The sequence below is a fragment of the Flavobacterium sp. UBA6135 genome (assembly GCF_002428305.1).
GTDB lineage: Bacteria > Bacteroidota > Bacteroidia > Flavobacteriales > Flavobacteriaceae > Flavobacterium.
In genome coordinates this window covers 117,405-140,358 of sequence record NZ_DIVJ01000048.1, presented here as the reverse complement: position 1 = coordinate 140,358, position 22,954 = coordinate 117,405, and the positions used below count along the sequence as shown (strand labels likewise).

The 22,954-nt window shown below is 33.4% G+C and carries 22 protein-coding genes and 2 tRNA genes; 8 read left to right on the top strand and 16 right to left on the bottom strand.

All coding sequences use genetic code 11. The features are described from left to right. The first annotated feature begins 30 nt into the window (after window positions 1–30). Window positions 31–2,598 (top strand): DNA mismatch repair protein MutS, encoded by a 2,568-nt coding sequence (gene mutS / locus B3L86_RS12210; protein ID WP_291119636.1) that lies wholly within the window; start codon window positions 31–33, stop codon window positions 2,596–2,598. Here the strand turns inward: mutS and B3L86_RS12205 are convergent, their stop codons facing one another. Genes B3L86_RS12205 through B3L86_RS12195 form a run of 3 tightly spaced genes read right to left on the bottom strand, consistent with a single transcriptional unit; the run spans window position 2,599 to window position 6,212 of the window. Then, window positions 2,599–5,220 carry a carboxypeptidase-like regulatory domain-containing protein gene (locus B3L86_RS12205; RefSeq protein WP_291119551.1) on the bottom strand — a complete coding sequence of 874 codons (2,622 nt, stop codon included), beginning with the start codon at window positions 5,218–5,220 and terminating at the stop codon, window positions 2,599–2,601. 8 nt (window positions 5,221–5,228) lie between these two features. Beyond that, window positions 5,229–5,882: a GLPGLI family protein gene (locus B3L86_RS12200; protein ID WP_291119548.1), complete on the bottom strand. Its 654-nt coding sequence runs from the start codon at window positions 5,880–5,882 to the stop codon at window positions 5,229–5,231. 48 nt (window positions 5,883–5,930) lie between these two features. Further along, window positions 5,931–6,212: a hypothetical protein gene (locus B3L86_RS12195; protein WP_291119547.1), complete on the bottom strand. Its 282-nt coding sequence runs from the start codon at window positions 6,210–6,212 to the stop codon at window positions 5,931–5,933. A 294-nt stretch (window positions 6,213–6,506) separates the two neighbouring features. Here B3L86_RS12195 and B3L86_RS12190 point away from each other — a divergent pair. Together B3L86_RS12190 and B3L86_RS12185 are read left to right on the top strand one after the other, a co-directional pair. After that, window positions 6,507–6,579 (top strand) — tRNA-Gly (locus tag B3L86_RS12190). Between the two features lie 16 nt (window positions 6,580–6,595). Continuing rightward, a tRNA-Leu gene (locus tag B3L86_RS12185) sits at window positions 6,596–6,681 on the top strand. A gap of 123 nt (window positions 6,682–6,804) precedes the next feature. Here B3L86_RS12185 and B3L86_RS12180 read toward each other — a convergent pair. The 3 genes from B3L86_RS12180 to B3L86_RS12170 all read right to left on the bottom strand — a co-directional run bounded on the left by B3L86_RS12180 (window position 6,805) and on the right by B3L86_RS12170 (window position 10,650). Further along, window positions 6,805–6,987, bottom strand: coding sequence for a hypothetical protein (locus B3L86_RS12180; protein ID WP_291119545.1), 183 nt, complete (start codon window positions 6,985–6,987; stop codon window positions 6,805–6,807). Between the two features lie 197 nt (window positions 6,988–7,184). After that, the gene (locus tag B3L86_RS12175) at window positions 7,185–9,347 is read right to left on the bottom strand and encodes a S46 family peptidase (RefSeq protein WP_291119543.1); all 2,163 of its coding nucleotides are present in this window, start codon (window positions 9,345–9,347) and stop codon (window positions 7,185–7,187) included. Between the two features lie 49 nt (window positions 9,348–9,396). Further along, window positions 9,397–10,650 carry a 3-deoxy-D-manno-octulosonic acid transferase gene (locus tag B3L86_RS12170; protein WP_291119541.1) on the bottom strand — a complete coding sequence of 418 codons (1,254 nt, stop codon included), beginning with the start codon at window positions 10,648–10,650 and terminating at the stop codon, window positions 9,397–9,399. A 126-nt stretch (window positions 10,651–10,776) separates the two neighbouring features. Here B3L86_RS12170 and B3L86_RS12165 point away from each other — a divergent pair, with 126 nt between their 5' ends. The 4 genes from B3L86_RS12165 to B3L86_RS12150 all read left to right on the top strand — a co-directional run bounded on the left by B3L86_RS12165 (window position 10,777) and on the right by B3L86_RS12150 (window position 13,525). Beyond that, on the top strand, window positions 10,777–11,907 hold the full coding sequence (locus B3L86_RS12165) for a DegT/DnrJ/EryC1/StrS family aminotransferase (RefSeq protein ID WP_291119539.1): 1,131 nt from the start codon (window positions 10,777–10,779) through the stop codon (window positions 11,905–11,907). A gap of 27 nt (window positions 11,908–11,934) precedes the next feature. Further along, on the top strand, window positions 11,935–12,948 hold the full coding sequence (gene galE, locus B3L86_RS12160) for a UDP-glucose 4-epimerase GalE (RefSeq protein WP_291119536.1): 1,014 nt from the start codon (window positions 11,935–11,937) through the stop codon (window positions 12,946–12,948). An 86-nt stretch (window positions 12,949–13,034) separates the two neighbouring features. Beyond that, window positions 13,035–13,217 (top strand): hypothetical protein, encoded by a 183-nt coding sequence (locus tag B3L86_RS12155; RefSeq protein ID WP_291119533.1) that lies wholly within the window; start codon window positions 13,035–13,037, stop codon window positions 13,215–13,217. Beyond that, window positions 13,205–13,525, top strand: coding sequence for a hypothetical protein (locus B3L86_RS12150; RefSeq protein WP_291119530.1), 321 nt, complete (start codon window positions 13,205–13,207; stop codon window positions 13,523–13,525). The genes B3L86_RS12155 and B3L86_RS12150 overlap by 13 nt, the downstream gene beginning before the upstream one ends. Before the next feature lie 54 nt (window positions 13,526–13,579). Here the strand turns inward: B3L86_RS12150 and fabD are convergent, their stop codons facing one another. From fabD to B3L86_RS12110, 8 genes are all read right to left on the bottom strand, one after another. Further along, window positions 13,580–14,452: an ACP S-malonyltransferase gene (gene fabD, locus B3L86_RS12145; protein WP_291119527.1), complete on the bottom strand. Its 873-nt coding sequence runs from the start codon at window positions 14,450–14,452 to the stop codon at window positions 13,580–13,582. Between the two features lie 48 nt (window positions 14,453–14,500). Next, window positions 14,501–14,725, bottom strand: coding sequence for a (4Fe-4S)-binding protein (locus B3L86_RS12140; protein WP_291119524.1), 225 nt, complete (start codon window positions 14,723–14,725; stop codon window positions 14,501–14,503). 18 nt (window positions 14,726–14,743) lie between these two features. Then, complete coding sequence (locus tag B3L86_RS12135; RefSeq protein WP_291119521.1) at window positions 14,744–15,028, bottom strand: GNAT family N-acetyltransferase; 285 nt, start codon at window positions 15,026–15,028, stop codon at window positions 14,744–14,746. A gap of 75 nt (window positions 15,029–15,103) precedes the next feature. Next, on the bottom strand, window positions 15,104–15,817 hold the full coding sequence (locus B3L86_RS12130; RefSeq protein WP_291119518.1) for a pirin family protein: 714 nt from the start codon (window positions 15,815–15,817) through the stop codon (window positions 15,104–15,106). 120 nt (window positions 15,818–15,937) lie between these two features. Next, on the bottom strand, window positions 15,938–16,513 hold the full coding sequence (locus B3L86_RS12125; protein WP_291119515.1) for a Crp/Fnr family transcriptional regulator: 576 nt from the start codon (window positions 16,511–16,513) through the stop codon (window positions 15,938–15,940). After that, window positions 16,513–17,679 (bottom strand): formate-dependent phosphoribosylglycinamide formyltransferase, encoded by a 1,167-nt coding sequence (gene purT / locus B3L86_RS12120; RefSeq protein ID WP_291119512.1) that lies wholly within the window; start codon window positions 17,677–17,679, stop codon window positions 16,513–16,515. The genes B3L86_RS12125 and purT overlap by 1 nt, the downstream gene beginning before the upstream one ends. Before the next feature lie 56 nt (window positions 17,680–17,735). Further along, window positions 17,736–18,920, bottom strand: coding sequence for a pyridoxal phosphate-dependent aminotransferase (locus B3L86_RS12115; protein ID WP_291119509.1), 1,185 nt, complete (start codon window positions 18,918–18,920; stop codon window positions 17,736–17,738). A gap of 43 nt (window positions 18,921–18,963) precedes the next feature. Continuing rightward, on the bottom strand, window positions 18,964–20,058 hold the full coding sequence (locus B3L86_RS12110) for a fatty acid desaturase family protein (RefSeq protein ID WP_291119506.1): 1,095 nt from the start codon (window positions 20,056–20,058) through the stop codon (window positions 18,964–18,966). A gap of 107 nt (window positions 20,059–20,165) precedes the next feature. Between B3L86_RS12110 and rsmG the strand changes: the two genes are divergently transcribed. Then, window positions 20,166–20,795, top strand: a complete 630-nt coding sequence (gene rsmG, locus B3L86_RS12105) for a 16S rRNA (guanine(527)-N(7))-methyltransferase RsmG (protein ID WP_291119503.1) — start codon at window positions 20,166–20,168, stop codon at window positions 20,793–20,795. A 47-nt stretch (window positions 20,796–20,842) separates the two neighbouring features. On the opposite strand, the gene pruA is transcribed toward rsmG, so the two are convergent. Then, window positions 20,843–22,468, bottom strand: coding sequence for an L-glutamate gamma-semialdehyde dehydrogenase (gene pruA / locus B3L86_RS12100; RefSeq protein ID WP_291119501.1), 1,626 nt, complete (start codon window positions 22,466–22,468; stop codon window positions 20,843–20,845). 98 nt (window positions 22,469–22,566) lie between these two features. Continuing rightward, window positions 22,567–22,953, bottom strand: a complete 387-nt coding sequence (apaG, locus tag B3L86_RS12095; RefSeq protein ID WP_291119499.1) for a Co2+/Mg2+ efflux protein ApaG — start codon at window positions 22,951–22,953, stop codon at window positions 22,567–22,569. Window position 22,954: the final 1 nt, after the last annotated feature.

The window sequence follows — 22,954 nt, the reverse complement described above, 5'->3', positions numbered from 1 at the left end:
GTTGTAAAAGAGCCCAAAGAGACTCCTTTAATGAAGCAATACAATCAAATCAAGGCAAAATATCCAGATGCGTGTTTGTTGTTTCGTGTGGGTGATTTCTATGAAACTTTTGGTGAAGATGCCGTTCGTGCTTCACAAATTTTAGGCATTGTTTTGACCAAACGAGGAGCCGGCTCTGAAACCGAGACTGCTTTGGCCGGATTTCCACATCATTCTTTAAACACCTATTTACCAAAACTAGTAAAAGCCGGACTTCGTGTGGCCATTTGTGATCAGTTGGAAGATCCAAAAATGACTAAAACCATTGTAAAAAGAGGTGTTACAGAGTTAGTAACTCCCGGAGTTTCCATGAATGATGAAGTATTGCATTCAAAAACCAACAACTTTTTAGCAGCAATTCATTTTGGCAGGAAACAACTGGGTATTGCTTTTTTAGATGTGTCAACCGGCGAGTTTTTAACCGCACAAGGCAATGAAGAATATATTGATAAATTATTGCAGAATTTTAATCCGAGTGAGATTTTAATTCCGAAACAAAATAAAAACCAGTTTAGAGAAATTTTTGGAGAAGATTATCACACCTTTTTTCTCGAAGATTGGGTGTATAATGAAGATTATGGGGTTGAGGTCTTGACCAAACATTTTCAAACCAATTCATTAAAAGGATTTGGCATTGAAGAATTGCAGGAAGGAATTGTCGCTTCCGGAGCGGTTTTGTATTATCTATCAGAAACACAACACAACAAAATTCAACACATCACCTCCATTCAACGAATTGCTGAAGATGCTTATGTTTGGATGGATCGCTTTACCATTCGAAATTTGGAATTGTATCACAGTACCAATCAAAATGCGGTAACGCTCTTGGATGTTATAGATAAAACACTTTCGCCAATGGGAGGTCGTTTGTTCAAGCGTTGGTTGGCATTACCTCTGAAAGATGCAACTAAAATCAATTCAAGACATGAAGTAGTTTCTTTTCTGAAAGAAAATCCGGAGGTGCTTCAAAAAATTCAATACCAAATCAAACAGATTTCTGATTTGGAACGATTGATTTCAAAAGTGGCTACCGGAAAAATTTCACCGCGAGAAGTGATTTACTTGTGTCAATCTTTGGATGCAATTCTTCCAATTAAAACCCTGGCTTTAGAAAGCAGTAATGAATCTTTGAAAGCCATTGGTGACAGTTTGCACAGTTGCGATTTGTTGCGAGAAAAGATAAAAACCACTTTAAATCCGGAAGCTCCGGTTTCTATCAATAAAGGAAATGCCATTGCAAAAGGGATTCATCAGGATTTAGATGAATTAAGGGCAATTTCCAATTCAGGTAAAGAATATTTAGAAGGCATTGAACAAAGAGAATCAGAACGAACCGGGATTTCATCATTGAAAATTTCGTTCAATAACGTTTTTGGTTATTATATTGAAGTTAGAAATACACACAAAGATAAAGTGCCGCAAGAATGGATTCGAAAGCAAACCCTTGTAAATGCTGAACGTTATATCACAGAAGAGTTAAAAGAATACGAGTCCAAAATTCTAGGAGCTGAAGATAAAATTCATCAATTGGAAACTCAATTGTTTGAGCAATTGGTCATTTGGATCGGCACTTATATAAAACCGGTTCAATTGAACGCCAGTTTGGTAGCACAATTGGATTGTTTGAATTCGTTTACACAATTAGCCATTGATAATAATTATGTGCGTCCGGTTTTGGATGACACGTTTGAATTGGAAATAATTAATGGACGTCATCCGGTGATTGAAAAACAATTGCCCATTGGCGTTCCTTACATTGCCAATGATGTGTTTTTAGATCGGAATTCCCAGCAAATTATAATGATTACCGGACCGAATATGTCGGGTAAATCAGCTATTTTACGACAAACTGCATTGATTGTTTTATTGGCCCAAATGGGGAGTTTTGTTCCTGCAGAAGCTGTTCGAATGGGTGTTGTGGATAAAATTTTCACCAGAGTAGGAGCAAGCGATAATATTTCTATGGGTGAATCTACCTTCATGGTAGAAATGAATGAAACGGCTTCTATTTTGAATAATATATCCGAAAGGAGTTTGGTTTTATTAGATGAAATTGGAAGAGGAACCAGCACTTATGACGGAATTTCGATTGCATGGGCTATTGCAGAATATTTGCACGAACATCCCAATCAGCCTAAAACATTGTTTGCCACACATTATCATGAATTAAACGAAATGGAAGTTACTTTTAATCGTATTCACAATTATAATGTTTCCGTAAAAGAGCTAAAAGACACGGTTTTGTTTATACGAAAATTGGTAAAAGGAGGAACGGCTCACAGTTTTGGTATTCATGTGGCAAAGATGGCCGGAATGCCTCAAACGGTCATTCAAAAAGCTCATAAGATTTTAAAGAAGCTTGAAAAAAATCATTCAAGCGAAGAATTGTCAGGAATTAAATCTTCAAAAGAAGAATTGCAATTAAGTTTTTTCAATTTGGATGATCCTTTATTGGAAGAAATCAAAGAAGAAATATTGAATATTGACATCAATACACTAACTCCGGTGGAAGCGTTGATGAAATTAAATGAGATTAAAAGAATGTTAACGAAGAAATAGTTAGAATTTATATTTTAAACCAAAATTTAAATAACCCGGAAGAATATTGTTTGAAGTAATTGATTCATAACCGATGTCACTTTGGTTAGAAACAAATAACGTGCTATTAAAGTTTAAAATATTATGACCAGTTATTACAAATTCCCATTTAGAATCTTTCTCCGAATATCTTAGAGAAGGTGAAAGAATTTTTATGACACTTTTGTTTAGGTCTGTTTTAAAATTATTGTGAGAAGAGTTAATTCTCCAGTATAAATTTTTTATTGCCAAACCATTGATGTTTACATGAACTTTTGAAATTACATTTGAACTTAAATTGTCATTATTGTCGAAATTTGTTTGACTATATTTAAAACCAACTTCAAAGTGAACAGGTGCTTTTTTAAATTTTGATTTTAGTTGCACATAGTATGAGGTATATATGGATTTGAAATTGGCAAGATTATTATTTATGTAAAAGTCTCTACTTATATAATTGACATCAAAGTTTAATGAGGAAGAAAAAGGTATTTTATTGAAATTTTTTTGGTAGAATAGAACAAAATTAGACATTTCTTGTTTAGGAGAAATCCTGCTTTCATAGATGTTAAAGTTATTACCGTTTATAAAATTAATGTTTTCGGCTTTATTAGTCCAAGAGTGATTGAGGTTTATAATTAAAAAAGTATTTGTAATTGGATTTGTTTTTAAATAACTAACTCCAATTTTTTTTAAAGGAAATAGTGTATTTGATTTTAAATCCGAATTTCTAAATACAGTCCGATAGTCTTTTACAAATTCATTATTAAAAAGGTTTTCTCTATTGGCGAGATTATTTGAAATGGAATTGTTCAATTGTAAAATTGAATTTGAATTAAATTTATATTTCAAATTAGCCATGTAACCAAAATAATTAGCGTTTTCAGTGTTTGAATTATAATTTTGATTAGTGATGTTGTACTTTCCGGTGAAAGTAGTGCTTAGCTTATTAGAAAATAAATAGGTTAAATTTATTTCAGGGACTACTACATTTTTTATTATGCTGAAAAAATTTTGATAGTTTTGCTCAACATCATTCCAATTTTTAAATTCAAAATTTGAATTCTCATAGAATAATTTAAAAGCAGGATTAAATTTATTTAATTGTATTGAATATTCAGATAATAGATGAAACTCACTATTGTTTTTACTGAAACGTTGTGCGAAAGAATTCATTAAGTCAAAGTCAAACAAGTCAAAATTTCCATTGATATTATTTTGGTTTGATGTTTTATCAATATTATGAGAAACCTTTGTTGAAAAATATGATTTCTTTATTTTTTTAGAAAACTCTATTCTATTTTGAATTTTTAAAATCTTACTGTCATTGCTTTGGTTTATTACAGATTCTTCCTGTACAAAGTCATTTATAAGATTATCTTCTTTATTTAGGTTATCTATCAATACATTATTTGTCATTTTAAATAATGTATTTGAATTGAATTTATGTGTAGAACTTAAATTTAAATTTGCAAAAAAACTATTTTCATTAATATCAGAGTTTTCATAAAAGTCAATGTTAGTGTCAATAAATCTTTGGTTGTTGAAGTAAATCTCTTTTTGAGAAGAGCGATTCAAAATGGTATAAAAATGAACTTTTGTTTTTTTGGAAATGTTGGAAATATTTGAAATATTTAAAAATGTGTTTTTTTTGCTAGCAACATTTTCACCAGAAGTTAAGAATTTAGGAATTTCATTTATTGTAGAAAAAATAACTGTACTTTCATCACTTTTGCTTATGTTATTGTTGTCGATTAATTGATAATAATCCTCTATGCCCATCGGGGCATTACCTAAATTGTTGGAGTTTGTAATCAAAGAAAACTTATTTTTTGAATTAAAATTATAAAGACTACTATGTAAGTTATAACGATTTATAAAATTATAGTTGCTTTGTAAGTTCCCTTTTATCTTTTTTTTGTATTCTTCTTTTATAATAATATTTAAAGCCGTATCACCCGTTAAGGAGTCCTTTTTTATTTTATCGAATGGCACATGATTATTATAAAACTCTATTGATTTTACTATGTTTGACGGTAAATTATCTGTAGCTAGTTTATGTTGATTTTTGTATAGGTTATCACCATCAATTAAAAGTTCAGTAATTTCTTTGCCATTTACTTCAATACGACCTTTTGAAGAAATTCTAATTCCTGGAATATTCTCAAGCAAATCTTTAAGACTATCTTCAGTTCCATTCAAAAAACGATTTACATTATATATTGTAGTATCACCTTTTGTTATTATTGCATTTCGTTGCGATTCTAAAATAACTTCTTTGAGCTCAAATGGATTTGATTTTATTGTAAATACCCCAATATCTATTTCATTATTTGTAATTTCAATCTCTTGGCTAAAACTTTCATAACCTAAAGCACTTAGCGAAATTAATATTTTTTTGGATTTGGACTTGTTTGTAATTTTAAACAGTCCGTTAATCTGGCTAGTAGTATAATTAATTACAGATTCATTATTTATTTCTTTAAGAACAACATTTACTCCTTCAATCCCAATATTGTTCTCATCTATAATTGTTCCAGTTATTGTGCTTTGAGAAAATGATTGCTTAAAAATTATTAAAAAAAGGAAAAAATATTTCAACATAGCATTATTTAATCTTTTTTGCTAACCCGAATAGGTTCGATAATAGTTTTTAATTTTTCATCATATTTAAAATTTATTAAATTACAGACAAATAAATTTTCAGCACTAATTTCAAAGATTAATCCAGGCAGTCCGCCATAATCGAAAGGGCCATCATTTACGGGAACTTTTTCACTATACCATGCCGTATATTTTATGGTGTAACCATAATTTGTTAATGTCGTAGTAGCTTTTTTACATAATATACCTTCTAATATTTTAGTTTCATTAGATATTGTCCAATTCATGACAGGTAATTTTTCTATTATATAATTTTCTTTGTCGTTTATAATCCAAAATCTTTCATATGAATTATTAAGCAAATCTTTACTATATATTGACTTTGAAGGTGCAATCACTGTTTCAACAGTTTCATAATTAAAGTCATATTGCGAGTTATATTTTATAATAGTATCAATTTGAGTACCAGTAGGATTAATTAACTCTATTTTCGATTTATTGTCATAGAAAGTATACTTATAAATATCAACTTTTTTTGATTTTTCGGTTAACTTTCTATCTCCTCCTATTCCACCAATTTTTTGCACAACGTAGTTTCCAGTAATAGTTTGCGATACTACAATGTGGGAAAAGGCTATAAAAAATATAAATAATTTTTTCATTTTTATAATTATTAAAAAGCCACCCCGTAAGGGGTGGAATACTTTTATTTATTGAGCATTAATATATACAGTACCATCACCCAATCCTGAATCAGGAAATTCTCTACATCTGTAAGTAACTGTTATCAATTGAATTCCAGGTACTGGTTCAGTTACCGTTCTACCTACTTCATAACAAATTGTTATTTCCTCAGAATTTAAATTCGAAAATTCTTCAGAAAAACTAATGTTTTCAATTGTTTTTTCTATAGGTTCAATTTCAATTGTTTTTGCAAAACTAGTTGCACTAAACATTACTATAGCCGTTAGACTAAAAAAAAGTTTTTTCATAATTTATATGTTTTTAAGATTATGAGAGCTAAACAAAAAAAAAAAAAAGGAATATTCCTAATTTTTTTCTATTTATTTTTTGTGAATTCAAAAAACAAGAGTTTAGTATATACTAATTTTTTTATTGAAATTAAGCGAATGTTGCTTAAAAAGTAATTGCTATTGAATTAACATTCAAAAAGTTAGTTTTTTCAGGCAATTTTTTTCAAAAAAACACTTGTAAAAGTAAATAAATATAGTACATTTGCATCCGCATTGCTAAAGAAGTGGTGCTGTTCTTATAAAAACCGTAATGCGAAAATAGCTCAGCTGGTAGAGCACCACCTTGCCAAGGTGGGGGTCGCGGGTTCGAATCCCGTTTTTCGCTCATCTACCTTAATAATGCTCGAGTGGTGGAATTGGTAGACACGCTGGACTTAAAATCCAGTGGGCAGTAATGCCCGTGCGGGTTCAAGTCCCGCCTTGAGTACAAAAACTCTATTTGCTTCTGCAGATAGAGTTTTTTTGTTTTAAAAACATTTTTTTTTGACTTACATCCAAAAAAAAATCCCGAACAAGTCGGGATTAATTTTTTTTGTTAGCTTTTTGCTAATTACTCAGCAGTTGGAGCTTCAACTTCCAAAGAATCTACAACAGGTAAAGCCTCTTCGATAACTTCTGGAGCTACTTCTTCTGTTACTTCTTCTTCTACTACTTCATTTTCTTTTTCTTTACATGATACGAAAGAAACTGACATTGCAGCTACTAATACTAAGCTTAAAATTACTTTTTTCATCTTACTAAATTATAAAAGGTTAATTATTAATTCGACGCAAAGATATAAATTTTTTGGTTCAACAAAATATTTTAGTTAATTTTTTTTTTAAAAAATAAAACTATTGTTTTTCAAACGTTTGAGTGTTGAAAATTAAGATAATTCTGAATCAAAAAAAGGGCAATTATTTGTGAAATGACAACCAATACAAATTGTCATCATTTTTTAGATTTCTTCTTATTATTTTTTGGTGTAACTAATGTCATTTCATCAATTAAATGCTTAGCATTGGCATATTTATCAATAACAAATAAAATATAGCGTACATCTACCATTATATTTCTACAAATTTCAGGATCATAATAGATATCACTCATGGTCCCTTCCCAAACACGGTCAAAGTTTAATCCGATTAAATTTCCGTGAGCATCAATTGCAGGGCTTCCTGAATTGCCACCTGTGGTGTGGTTGGTTCCGATAAAGTTTACCGGCATTTTTCCGTTTTCACCATAAGGGCCGTAATCTTTAGCGTTATAAAGTTCAATTAATTTTGGCGACACATCAAATTCATAATCACCCGGAATGTATTTTTCCATTACACCGTCTAAATAAGTCACAGGGCTGTAGTAAACAGCGTCAGCGGGTGCATAACCTTTCACTTTTCCGTAGGTTACACGCAACGTTGAATTGGCATCCGGAAAAATTCGAGCTTCTTTTGGACTCAATTCTAAAATACCTTTCATGTAAGTGCGTTGCAAGGCCGTGTTTTTCAAATTGATTTCATCAAATTTTGGGGCAACATTTTTGTTGTAAGCTTCAGCAAGCATTTTCACAAAAAGATAGCCAATATCTTGATTCATGGTTGCAACGGCAGTTTTTGCATCGCCACTTAACATTTCCTTCAAACCATTGTAGCTTGTTAATTTTGAGGTTTTGAAAATTTCAGCAGTTTTGGCTTTTAAATCTTGATTCAATAGTTCTTGTGGCAACAATTCTTTAGGCGATTTTGTGGCGTATATTTCAATAAGTTGTTCCATCACTTTTTCGTCAACAGTTGGGTTGAAGTCTTTATATAAATCTTCAAATCCAGAGATGAGGTTTGCTTTTCTATCGTTAAAAGCTTGTTCGCCTCTTGCATTATAAAGCTGTTCTAATTGATAGAGGCGGTATCCGAAACTCAATAATTCGGTATTACGCATGACCACTTCCATAAAATAATCACGACTTAAAGCATATGGAGCGATGGCTGTGTAGTTAGTTTCAAATTCTGAAAGTAAGTTTCCGTATTCAGATTGTTTTCCTGCTTTGGCAACTTTATTCATAAAGTCTTTTTCAAAATCTTTTTTTATTTGAACAGCATTCGATTTTATTAAACCTTTATTTTCGCCAATCCATTTTTTCCAATAATTGGCAACAGAAGCAAATTTGGCGGCATATTGAATTTTTATGGCTTTGTCTTTTCGCATAAATCCATCTTGAATTTTTAGGGCGACATCGCGAACTTCAATCTTGGCAGGGTTCAAATCATTTACAATTTGTTCTACTGCAACTGCCGGTAAATATTCTTGTGTTCTTCCCGGATAACCAAAAACCATGGTAAAGTCATCTTCTTGAACACCACTTGTTGATACCGGAAAATAATGTTTTGGCGTGTAAGGCACATTCTCGGCAGAATAAGCTGCCGGACGATTGTTCTTGTCTGCATAAATTCTGAATAGAGCAAAATCTCCGGTATGACGTGGCCAAACCCAATTGTCAGTATCAGAACCAAACTTCCCAATTGATGATGGTGGTGCTCCAACTAAACGAATGTCTTTAAATGTTTCAACTACGAACCAAATGTATTGATTGCCGTCATAAAAAGTTCTGATTCTATTTTCTTGCCAACTTTCTTTTGGAAGTGAATTGGTTAAAGCGGAAATATTTTCTTGAATTTTCTTTTGTTTGTCAGCTTCGTTCGAAATGGCTTGTGTGTTTTCCAACACTTTGCCGGTAACATCCTCTATTTTTACAATAAATGTGACCACCATTCCCGGATTTGCTAATTCTTCGGATAAATTCATTGCCCAAAATCCTTTTTCTAAATAATCGTTTTCAACGGTTGAATGCGATTGAATTTGGCCATAACCACAATGGTGATTTGTTAAAATTAATCCTTTAGGAGAAATGACTTCTGAAGTGCAACCGTTGTTAAAATGAGGAACGGCATCCTTCATGCTTGAATTGTTGACATCATAAATATCTTTGGCTGTCATTTTCATGCCCAATGATTTCATCTCTTTTTCATTCATTCCTTCTAGTAACGAAGGAATCCACATGCCGCCTTGTTGAGAAAAGGCAGAAAAACAAACGAAAAGTAATAATAAACGTAAAAATTTCATGGTGTTTAATTTAGTTTGGAAAGATACAATTTTTAGATAATTTGGTTTTTTATTTTAAGTTTTCATTAAGAATATGGGAAACAATCTTATCCGTTGCTCCTTTGTTCATTTGCACAAATGTGCTGCTAATGTGACCTTTTTCATGGCGAATATCGTCATTTGAAATCAAATTTAAAAAGGCATCATTCAATTCGTTTTGGTTGGAGACAGAAATGCAGCCTTCTATATTTACAAGTGCAGTTGCTTCAGCAAAATGCGAATAATTAGGGCCAATTACAATTGGGACGCCAAAAGTTGCAGGTTCTAATAGGTTGTGAACACCCGGATTTCCAAAACCACCACCAACATAAGCAATATCAGCATAGCTGTAAATTTTGGTTAAAACACCAATGGTGTCAATGATGAAAACATCATGTTCATTAATAGAAAGGTGACGACCTGAAGCTATATCAGAAAATAAAATGCATTTTTTTGACAACGATTTTTGTAAACCCTGAATTTGTTCCGATTTGATATTATGTGGAGCGATAATGAATTTTATGTTTTCAGAAGATTGATTGATAAAATTTACCAACAATTCTTCGTCTTTTGGCCAAGAACTTCCGATAACAATTGTCAACGTATTGTTTTTGAATTTTTCAATAAAATCCAAGTGATTCTCGCGTTCTAAAATGGAAACCACCCGGTCAAATCGGGTATCTCCTGAAACGCTTACATTTTGAAAACCTAATTGTTGTACTAATTTTTTGGAAGATTCATTTTGCACAAAAAAGTAATCAAATGAATTTAGAGCTTTTCTGTAAAAACCACCATACCATTTAAAAAATGCTTGATTTTCTCTGAAAATACCTGAAATTAAATAGGTGCTAATTTTTCTATTTTTTAGTTCATTCAAATAATTGGGCCAAAACTCATATTTGATAAAAAATACCAATTCGGGATGAACACTATCTAAAAAGTGTTTCGCATTTTGTTTTGTATCAAGTGGTAAGTAAACAGTAACATCTGCAATTGTATTATTTTTTCGAACTTCATAACCAGAAGGCGAAAAAAATGTGACTACAAGTTTATGATTCGGAAAATGAACTTTAATTTTTTCCATCACCGGTAATCCTTGTTCAAATTCGCCCAATGAAGCGGCGTGAAACCAAATGGTTTTATCTGAATTAGAAATGTTTTTTGATAAAGTTTCAAAAACTGATTTTCGACCGTCAACAAAAAGTTTCATTTTTGGATTAAATAATGCGACAATTTTCAGAAAAAATCCGGCTATTGAAACTAGGAATGAATATAAGGTTAACATGTAAAAAAAATTGTGATGCTAAAATACATTACTTTAAACAATTTTCATTGTTATCACCTCGCAAATAATTACTTTTGTTAGTTGAAACGAATTTTAAGACGTTTTTAAAAAATTAAATCAATAAGCATGAGAAAACTTCAAATGGTTGACTTAAAAAGTCAATATGAAAAAATAAAACAAACTGTTGATACTTCTATTCAAGAAGTTTTAGATACAAATACTTATATCAATGGACCAAAAGTTCATGAATTTCAAAAGAGTTTAGAAGATTATTTAGGCGTAAAACACGTAATTCCTTGTGCCAATGGAACAGATGCTCTTCAAATTGCCATGATGGGATTGGGATTGCAACCGGGTGATGAAGTGATTACTGCTGATTTTACTTTTGCCGCAACGGTTGAAGTAATTGCGTTGTTGCAACTGACACCGGTTTTGGTGGATGTGGACATGGTAAATATGAATATTTCGCTTGACGGAATCAGAAAAGCGATTACACCAAAGACAAAAGCGATTGTTCCGGTGCATTTGTTTGGAAGAGCTGCCAACATGGATGCGATTATGGAAATTGCTAAAGAACATAATTTATATGTAATTGAAGATAATGCTCAAGCTATTGGTGCCAATTTTACTTCAAGAGATGGTGTAAAAAGGAAAGTGGGAACGATTGGTCATGTAGGAGCTACTTCGTTTTTCCCTTCAAAAAATCTAGGATGTTATGGTGATGGTGGAGCTATTTTTACCAATGATGATGCTTTGGCTCATACGATTCGTGGAGTTGTAAACCACGGTATGTATGTGCGTTATCATCATGATGTGGTAGGGGTAAATTCTCGTTTAGATAGTATTCAAGCAGCGGTTTTAAATGCAAAACTACCCTTATTAGATGAATATAATGCGGCTCGTCAAGATGCTGCAAGAAAGTATTCAAAAGCGTTTGAAGGGCATAAAAACATTATTGCACCAATGATTTGTGACAGTTGTGATTGTCACGTTTTTCACCAATATACGTTGCGAATTATAGATGCTGATAGAAATGCGTTGCTAGATCATTTGGTTAGTAAAGGAATTCCATGTGCGATTTATTACCCGATTCCGTTGCATTCACAAAAAGCATATGCTGATACTCGTTATAAAGAAGAAGATTTTCCGGTGACCAATCAATTAGTTCAAGAAGTAATTTCATTGCCAATGCATACCGAACTTGATGACGAACAAATCAAATTCATAACCAATTCAGTTTTAGAATACTTTAGTTAATCATTCAAGTTTTATTCAATAAAATACATGAAAATAGTTGTCACAGGAGGTTTAGGATTTATTGGGTCGCATACCGTAGTTGAATTACAAAACCAAGGATTTGAGGTTGTAATCATTGATAATTTATCGAATGCGTCTTTAGCTGTTTTAGATGGCATTTTTTCAATAACAGGAAAGAAACCTGAATTTGAAAAAATGGATGTGAGAGACAAGGCTGCTGTGCAATCATTTTTTAAAAAACATTCCGATGTAACCGGAATTATACATTTTGCGGCTTCAAAAGCGGTTGGTGAAAGTGTAGAAAATCCTTTGTTGTATTATGAAAACAACATCAATTCTTTAGTTTATATTCTACAGGAGTTACAACAAAAACCTGAAGCTCATTTTATTTTCAGTTCTTCGTGTACGGTTTATGGTCAAGCCAAAAATATGCCTATTACTGAAGATGCACCCATTCAACCCGCAATGTCTCCGTATGGAAACACCAAGCAAATTGGGGAAGAAATCATTTTAGATGTAGCCAAAGTTTCTAATATTAAAGCCGTTTTATTGCGATATTTTAATCCGATTGGAGCTCATGAAAGTGCAGCTATTGGCGAATTACCTTTAGGAGTTCCTCAAAACTTAGTGCCTTTCATAACTCAAACTGCTATGGGATTGCGAAAAGAACTGTCGGTTTTTGGCAATGATTATCCAACTCCTGACGGAACTTGTATTCGGGATTACATTCATGTGGTAGATTTAGCAAAAGCTCACGTTATTGCGTTGCAACGATTGATTGATAAAAAGAATCTAGAAAATGTTGAAGTGTTTAATTTAGGAACCGGAAAAGGTTCTTCAGTTTTAGAAGTTATTCATGCTTTTGAAAAAGTAAGTCGAAAGAAATTACCATATAAAATTGTTGACAGAAGAGAAGGTGATGTGATTGAAGCATATGCGGATACCGAAAAAGCAAATAAAATTTTAGGATGGAAAACTGAACTCTCTTTGGAGCAAGCTTTGGAAAGTGCTTGGAAATGGGAGCAAAAAATTAGAAGTTAGAAAATTGAGATTTACATTTATAAAATCCTAAACAAGAAGATTGTTTAGGATTTATTTTTTAAATTTGTTTTTATAAATCATTTAAAATGTCTGATAAGAATCCTAAAAAGAACAAAGTTCAAGAGCCAACTTCTGCTTACGAAGTAAAAAAGCAACAAGGGATTGGTGCGGATTTTAATTTTGACGAAGAATTCAAAAAGGGATTGTCTGTTGAAGAATTTAAAGCTGAAATACACAAAAGAATAAATGCTTACCCTTGGAAGAAATAGTTTTTAGGTTTGATGTGGTTAATCAGCTGGATGATTTGATTTTTACTCTTTTTAAAGAAGATTATTTCAGTTATCCCGAAAATGCAAAAAACTATGTGGATAAAATTGTTTATTTCACAATTAACAGTATTGAAACTTTTCCGAATAAAATTACACCCTCAGAGTTGGTTCATTTAGGCGAAAAATATATTTTTTACAAAGCAAATTCAAGAACTACTAGGTTTGTTTTTTTTGAATCAAGTGCCAATAAAATTCTGATTACAGGGATTTTAAATAATCATTGCGAAGATGCAAAATGGTTGAAATAAAAAAAATCCTCATGATTGAAAATTATGAGGATTTAGATTTTATAAACTTTCAGATTAAGCCGAAATAGTTTCCACTTCTTTGTTAATTTTATTCACTAATCCAACCAAAACTTTACCGGGCCCCACTTCTGTAAAACTTGAAGCACCATCAGCAATCATTTGTTGAACAGATTGTGTCCATTTTACCGGAGCAGTTAATTGAATGATTAAATTCTTTTTAATTTCTTCTGCATCTGAAATCGCACTTGCTGTAACGTTTTGATATACGGGACAAATAGGTTTTGAAAAAGTGGTTGCTTCAATTGCAGCAGCTAGTTCTTCTCTTGCCGGCTCCATCATTGGAGAGTGGAATGCTCCTCCAACGGGAAGCAACAATGCTCTTTTTGCTCCGGCAGCTTTCATGGCTTCACACGCTTTTTCTACTGCAGAAAATTCACCTGAAATAACCAATTGTCCAGGGCAATTATAATTTGCCGCAACAACAACACCATCAATAGCTTCGCAAACTTCTTCTACAATTCTGTCATCTAAACCTAAAACAGCAGCCATTGTTGAAGGTTTGATTTCACAGGCTTTTTGCATGGCTAAAGCTCGTTGAGAAACTAGTTTCAAGCCATCTTCAAAAGATAACGCTCCATTGGCAACTAAGGCGGAAAATTCACCTAAAGAATGTCCGGCTACCATATCCGGTTTAAAATCGGTTAAGGTTTTGGCCAAAATTACAGAATGTAAAAAAACGGCCGGTTGTGTCACCTTTGTTTCTTTTAATTCATCAGCAGTTCCTTCAAACATGATGTCAGTAATGCGGAAACCCAATATTTGATTGGCTTTTTCGAATAGTTCTTTTGCAATTGAAGAAGTTTCATATAATTCTTTGCCCATTCCTGTGAATTGAGCTCCTTGTCCAGGAAATACGTATGCTTTCATTATTTTTACTTTAAAGTTTAAAAGTTTAATTAGACCTAAGCAAAAATACTATTTATTTCTGTAAAATGTTAAAGCACCTGACGGACATTTGTTAACTGTATCCATGATTTTTTCGGAAGTGGATCCGTCGATTTTAATCCAAGGTTTTTCTTTTGGTTGAAAAACATCAGGATTATTTCGAACGCAATTTCCGGAATGAATACATTTTCCTGCTTCCCAAACCACTGTTATTTCGCCGTTTGTATATTCTTTCTTTTCGTTATTTGGTTCCATATTTTTTTAATTTATGGTTTACAATACATCTCTAAGCTCAGGGGTTTTATCAAAAACACTTTTAGCAAAAGGGCACAATGGAATGATTTTTAAGTTCCTTTCTCGAGCCATGACAACCGCTTGGGTCACCATTTTTTTCCCAAAACCTTTGCCGTTATTACCGGGATTCACTTCCGTGTGATCAATGATAATTTTATCTTCACCGGCAAAAACAAAAGTCATTTTAGCTTCTGATTTACCGGCAACTTCTACAAAAAAGAAGCCGTTTTTATCGCTTATGTTTAGTTTTATTTCTTCTGACATACTATTAAATTTAAAATAAACCTGATAAGGATGTTCTTATCAGGTCTAAGTTACTAAAATTATTTCAGACTTTTATTATTCCATAGGAATATCCATAAGTAAAACTTCAGCATCTGATGTAGCCGCAATTTCTAATTTTTCAGTATCCCAAATTCCCAATGCATCACGGGTATCTAAAGCTTGACCATTAATTGTTACGCTTCCAGAAATAACAAATGCATAAACACCATTTCCTTCTCTTTTAATAGTGTAATTTTCAGTTAACCCTTTTTCAAATTTGCCCAAATGAAACCAAGCATCTTGGTGAATCCAAACACCTTCATCATCCGGATTTGGAGATAAAATTTGTTGTAATTTATTGTGTCTGTCATTCACATCTAGTGTGATTTGTTGGTAACGAGGTTCTACATTTCTTTTGTTTGGAAACAACCAAATTTGTAACAATTTTGTTCGCTTGTCAGCATTCGGATTAAACTCACTGTGACGAATTCCGGTTCCGGCACTCATCACTTGAACATCACCAAATTTGATGGTTTCGGCGTTTCCCATACTATCTTTGTGAGCCAAATCACCTTCCAATGGAATGGTTATAATTTCCATATTATCGTGCGGATGCATTCCAAATCCCATTCCGGCGGCAACGGTATCATCATTCAAAACTCTCAAAACGCCAAATTGAACTTTATCAGGATTGTACCAATTAGCAAAACTAAAACTGTGATATGCATTCAACCATCCGTGATCAGCATGACCTCTTTCATTGGCTTTGTGTAAAATTGTGTTTTTCATAACGAATAAGATTTGATGTTATTTATAGTGCAAATTTACTACACATTTTGAGGTTAGACACTTAATGTAGGTTAAGAAATGTTGTCTGTTATCCATTGTCGGTTGTCAGAGAACAGACAACTACTTCCTCAATATCCGACTTTTCATTTTGCTAAAAAACTCAGGGGTCACACCAATATAAGATGCAATTTGCTTTTGAGGAACCCGTTGTATGAGTGTTGGATATCGTTTGCAAAATTTATCAAAACGATCTTCTGCAGATAAACTTAAATTATCCATCAACCGCTCTTGATGAGCAACCAATGAATTTTCGGTTAAAATTCTAAAGAAGCGTTCCAACTTCGGAATGTCAAAATACAATTGTTCTTGATTTTCTTTTGATAACACAACCACTTCTGAATCTTCTAAAACTTCTATGAACAAATTGCCAGGCTTTTGAGAAAGTAAGCTGTACATGTCACCAATCCACCAACCTTCGCAGGCAAAATGTAGCACATGTTCCACAATATTATCATTAATGTTGAAACTCCTCAGTAATCCCGAATTTACAAAATAAGATTCCTTGCAAATTTCTCCGGCATTGTGCAAAATGGTTTTTGCTTTGTAATGTTGCGTTTCAGTTTTAGACAAAAACAATTTTTTTTCCTCTTCAGAAAGTGATACAATTTTTGATATGTTGTCTAAAATTAAAGCCATTAAGCATTTACTTTTACTAATTTAGCCGCAGCTTTTGCCTTTTCTATAATTTCTTCCATCGGAGTTTCTAATGTGTCACTTACCAAAGCAACACCCATTCTGCGATACGGTCTTGAAGTAGGTTTGCCAAAAATTCTGAAGTCAGTTTTTGGTAAAGCAGCAATTTGCTCAATACCTGAATAAGTTGGATTGCTTGAATTTTCAGAAGCTAAAATAACGGCACTCGCACCGGCTTTTTCTAAGGTAATTTCGGCAATTGATAAACTCAAAATTGCTCGTAAATGTAATTCAAACTCATTAAAATTTTGCGTTCCGGCTAAGGTAACCATTCCGGTATCGTGTGGTCTGGGTGATAGTTCGGAGAAATAAACGCCTTCATCAGTCAAGAAAAATTCCACGCCAAATAATCCGGCTCCACCTAAGGCTTTGGTCACTTTTCTTGCCATGTCTTGAGCTTCCAAAATGTCTTTTTCAGAAACTTTTGCCGGTTGCCAACTTTCTTGATAATCGCCACGTTCTTGTCGGTGACCAATTGGAGCACAAAATAAAGTAGGTAAATTATTGTTTTGAGTCACGGTTAATAACGTGATTTCGGAATTAAAATTGACAAATGCTTCCACAATTACTTCAACCACATCACCACGAGAACCTTCCACAGCATAATTCCAAGCTTTGGCAATGTCTTCGGTTGATTTGATAGTTGATTGTCCTTTTCCGGAGGAACTCATTAAAGGTTTTACGACACATGGAATTCCAACTTCTGAAACTGCTTTTTGCAATTCATCTGAAGAAGTTGCGTATCGATAATTTGCTGTTCGTAATCCTAATTCTTTTGCTGCCAAATCACGAATGGCTTTTCGGTTCATAGTGAAATTTGCCGCTTTTGCGGATGGAACGACGGTTATGCCTTGTTTTTCGTAGTTATAAAAACGTTCGGTTCTAATGGCTTCAATTTCAGGAACGATAAAATCAGGTTGGTGTTTGGCGACAATTCGGTCGAGTTCGGCACCGTCTAACATATTGATGATTTCAAAACCGTGAGCCACTTGCATAGCGGGAGCATTTTCATAACTATCAACCGCAATGATGGTTTGGCCAATTCGTTGTGCGGCGATGACAAATTCTTTTCCGAGTTCTCCGGAACCTAGTAGGAGGATTTTTGACATTTTTAATGTGAATTATAAATAAAAAAGCCCCAAGTTTCCTTGAGGCGGTATATGTTTTAAGCTAAAACTTCTTTGATTCTTCTTAAAGCTTCTATGAGTTGTTCCTCGCTTGTTGCATAAGAAAATCGAATACAATTAGGGTTTCCAAACGCATCTCCGGTTACGGTTGCTACGTTGGCTTCGGCTAACAAATACATCGAAAAATCGGTTGCGTCTTTAATTAAGGTTCCTCGTAATGTCTTTCCAAAGAATGATGATACATCAGGAAATACATAAAAAGCCCCTTCAGGAACGTTGATTTTTAGTCCCGGAATTTCTTTGATTAAACCAACGACTAAATCTCTTCTTTTATGGAAAGCTTCCACCATATAATTCAATACTTTTGGGTCGGCATCTACAGCGGCAATCGTAGCTCGTTGAGCAATAGAATTGGCTCCTGAAGTCACTTGGCCTTGCATTTTTGTACACGCTTTCGCAATAAATTCCGGTGCTCCAATATAACCAATTCTCCAACCTGTCATTGCGAAGGCTTTTGCAACTCCATTTACTGTAATGGTTCTTTCAAACATTCCCGGAACGGAAGCAATGCTGCAAAAAGTTCCTGAAAAATTGATGTGTTCGTAGATTTCATCAGCCACGACATAAATGTTTGGATAATTTTCCAATACTTTGGCAATAGCGGTAAACTCTTCACGACTGTAAACAGATCCGCTTGGGTTGCACGGTGAGCTGTACCAAATCATTTTGGTTTTTGGTGTAATTGCTTTCTCTAATTGTTCGGCGGTGATTTTAAAATCGCTTTCAACAGAGGTTGGAACTTCAATAGGAACGCCACCTGACATTTTGATGATTTCGAAGTAGCTTACCCAATATGGAGCGGGTAAAATAACTTCATCACCTTCGTTTAACATCACTTGAGCAATGTTGTAAAGTGATTGCTTTGCACCGGTTGAAACAACAATGTTTGCCGGTTTATAGTCTAAATTGTTATCTCTTTTGAATTTTCGACAGATGGCTTCTTTTAATTCGGCATAACCATCAACCGGAGAGTAAGTGCTGTAATTTTCGTCGATTGCTTTTTTTGCCGCTTCTTTAATAAAGTCGGGCGTGTTAAAATCAGGTTCGCCTAAACTTAAACTGATGATATCTTTTCCTTGTGCTTTTAATTCTCTAGCCAATGCTGCCATGGCTAAAGTTTGAGAGGTAGATAAATTGTTAATTCTATCCGATAACGAATTCATTATAGTTGTGTTTTGTGTGTTTAAATTTTAAAAAGTAATCTACTTATGCCATTTGAGGTTCTTGACCCAACTCTTTCAGATGTTTGAAGTGAGCAATAACGGCACTTCGCATGGTTTTGAATTCATGATAAGGAAGATTGCACTCTTTTGCTGTTTCTCTTACAATATCAGCAATTTTTCCATAATGGATGTGACTGATGTTTGGAAAAATATGGTGTTCAATTTGATGATTTAAACCACCAGTGTACCAATTTACAATCCAGTTTTTAGGTGCAAAATTGGCAGTTGTGAAAAGTTGGTGAATGGCCCAAGTGTTTTCAATTTCGCCATTTTCATCAGGAACAGGATTTGTTGTTTCTTCTACAACGTGTGCTAATTGGAAAACAATACTTAGAATTAATCCAGCAGTATAGTGCATTACGGCAAAACCTAGAATTACTTTCCACCAAGTGATTCCCATTACCATTGGTAATACTAACCAAATAGAGAAATAAATAACCTTAGTAATAATTAATGTTGTCCATAAAATTTTAGGACTTTTTGGTTCACCATAAGATAATTTGCGTTTCAAATACGCTCTCATTTGTTTGAAATCAGTTGTAATTGCCCAATTAAAAGTTAGCAAACCATATAAAAATACAGAATAATAATGTTGGAATTTGTGAAAATATCTCCATTCAGCTTGTTTCGTAAAACGAATTACTCGTCCTGCATCTAAATCTTCATCATGACCCGCAATGTTAGTGTATGTATGGTGTAAAACATTGTGCTGTACCTGCCAGTTATATACATTTCCGGCTAGAATATAAATGCTTCCACCCATGATTTTGTTTAACCATGGTTTGTTTGAATAAGAACCGTGATTACCATCATGCATTACGTTCATTCCAACACCAGCCATTCCAATACCAATAACTACATTAAGTAAAAGATAGGTCCAAAACGGCATATCCATTGCTAAAAGGAAAAAATAGGGAGTTAAAAAAATAGAGAACATCACAATAGTTTTTAAGTGAAGTTTCCAGTTTCCTGTTTTTTGAATGTTATTTTCTTTGAAGTAATTGTTAACCCGAGAGTTAAGCGTTCTAAAAAATTTTAAATTATCTTGTTTTGAAAAAGTCGGTATTGTGGTATTCATGTATTTTATAATTTTTCCCAAAGGTAAGTATTAATATAAATGATAACGATGAACAAACAATAAAATTTCAACATCAAATTGTTTACTTTTGTTAAAAATGACACAATATGGAAGAAATTCTTAAGTATTTTCCTAATCTATCTGAAAATCAAGTAAATCAATTCGAAAAACTGAGTGAATTGTACCACGATTGGAACGCAAAAATCAATGTTATTTCTAGAAAAGACATTGATGAATTGTATGTCAAACATGTTTTACATTCATTAGGGATTGCTAAAGTAATGGGATTTCAACCAAAATCAACGGTTTTAGATGTTGGAACCGGTGGAGGCTTTCCCGGAATTCCGTTAGCGATTCTGTTTCCTGAAACTCGATTTTATTTGATTGATGTGATTGCCAAAAAAATAAAAGTGGTTAACGAAGTAGCTGCTGCTTTAGAATTAAAGAATGTAAAAGCCGAACAATTACGTGCTGAAAATGCAAAAGGAGAATTTGATTTTATCATAAGTCGAGCCGTAACCAATATGCCTGATTTTGTTTCATGGATAAAAGACAAAATCAAAAAACAACAAAATCATGAACTCAAAAACGGTATTTTATATTTAAAAGGAGGCGATTTAACCGAAGAATTAAAAAATTTTCCGAACGCAACAGAATATAATTTGTCAAATTATTTTTCAGAGGAATTTTTTGAGACAAAGAAAGTAGTTCATTTGCCATTGAAATTTAAAGTATAAAAAAGTCCCGATTTTTGTCGGGACTCTTGATTTGTATAAAAATTAGATTATCCTAAAAATGGATACCTATAATTTTCTGCTGTTACAAAAGTTTCTTTGATTGTTCTAGGAGAAACCCATCGCAACAAATTTTGAGCAGAACCTGCTTTGTCATTCGTTCCGGAAGCTCTTGCTCCTCCAAAAGGTTGCATTCCTACAACTGCTCCGGTTGGTTTGTCGTTGATGTAGAAATTACCCGCACAATTTTCTAGAGCATGTGTTGCTTCTGCAATTGCATAACGATCTTGACTGAAAACAGCTCCTGTTAAGGCGTATTCTGAAGTTTGATCAATCAATTGTAATGTTTCTTTCCAGTTGGCATCTTCATAAATATAAACGGTTAAAACCGGACCAAATAATTCGGTTTCCATTGTTGCATATTTTGGATTGGTAGTCAAAATTACTGTTGGTTCAACAAAATAGCCTTTTGATTTATCATAGTTTCCGCCAAATAAAATTTCGGCATCACTATCTTTTTTAGCCTGATCAATATATTTTGCCAATTTATCAAAGGAACCTTCATGAATTACCGCAGTAAAGAAATTAGAAAAATCTTCAGGTGAACCCATTTTGATGGTTGCCATTTCTTTAGCCATTTCTTCTTTTATTGCCGGCCACAAGCTTTTTGGATAGTACGCTCTTGAAGCGGCTGAACATTTTTGACCTTGAAATTCAAAAGCACCTCTAATTGAGTTTGCAGCTACTTGTTTTACATTCGCACTTGGATGGGCAATGATAAAATCTTTTCCGCCGGTTTCTCCAACAATTCTTGGATACGTTTTGTATTTGTGAATGTTTGTTCCAATTTTTTTCCAGATTTCTTTAAACACAAAAGTAGAACCCGTATAATGAATTCCGGCAAAATCAGGATGATCAAAAATAGTGTCTGAAATCATCACAGGATCACCAAATACTACATTGATTACCCCATCAGGAACTCCGGCTTCTTTGAATACATCAATAATTATTTTTGCAGAAAACACTTGACTATCGCTTGGTTTCCAAATCACAACGTTACCCATCATAGCTGCACTGGCAGGAAGATTTGCAGCAATTGCTGTAAAATTAAAAGGTGTGATTGCATAAACAAAACCTTCCAATGGTCTGTATTCCACTCGGTTCCAAACGGATGAATCTGATGTGGGTTGGTCGTTATAAATTTGTGTCATGAATTCCACATTGTAACGCAAAAAGTCAATCAATTCACAAGAAGCATCAATTTCCGCTTGATGAATTGTTTTAGATTGAGCTATCATGGTGGCAGCATTAATTTTTGCACGATACGGACCGGCAATTAATTCTGCAGCTTTCAAGAAAATAGCAGCACGTTGTTCCCATGGCATGGCGGCCCAAGCTGTTCTTGATTCAAGAGCATTTGCTATAGCTTTATCAACATGACTTTTTTCGGCTAAATGATAGGTTCCTACAATATGTTGGTGATCATGTGGGGCACTCATATTTTTGGTGTTTCCGGTGCGAATTTCTTCTTTACCTATATATAACGGAACGTCAATTTTGGAATTCCATAGTTGTTTGTATGCTGCTAAAACAGCTTCTTTTTCAGGACTGTTAGGAGCATATAATTTTACAGGCTCATTAACCGCTTTTGGCACATGAAAAAATCCTTTAAGCATAGTGTTGTGTTTTTAGAATTAGGAAATAAAATGTGTGCAAATGTACGAAAAATTAAAATTTCGATACATTACTTTGATTTAAAATAAGAAAATGATAATTAGTTCAACGCAAAAGGGGCGTTCAATCTGAAGGTTGGAACTATTACTCTAAATTTTCGAGTTGAAGTAAAATTAATCATGGTAAAAAAGCCTTTCATAGAACCAAGAGGTGAAGCCAATAAACAACCGGAGCTGTAAACATGAGATTCGCCAGGCTTCAATACTGGTTTCTTGCCAATTACACCTTCACCACTAACAACTTCTTTGTCGTTCAAAGAATCAAAAATTTCCCAGTAACGGGACAACAATTGTACTGAATCTTTGCTGTGGTTTTCTATGGTAATATGGTAGCTGAAGGCAAAATGAAGCTTGTAGTTTTTGAAGTAAGTGCCTTCAAAACTAGTAGCGACTGAAATTTTTATACCTCTGGTTATTTGCGAAACCATA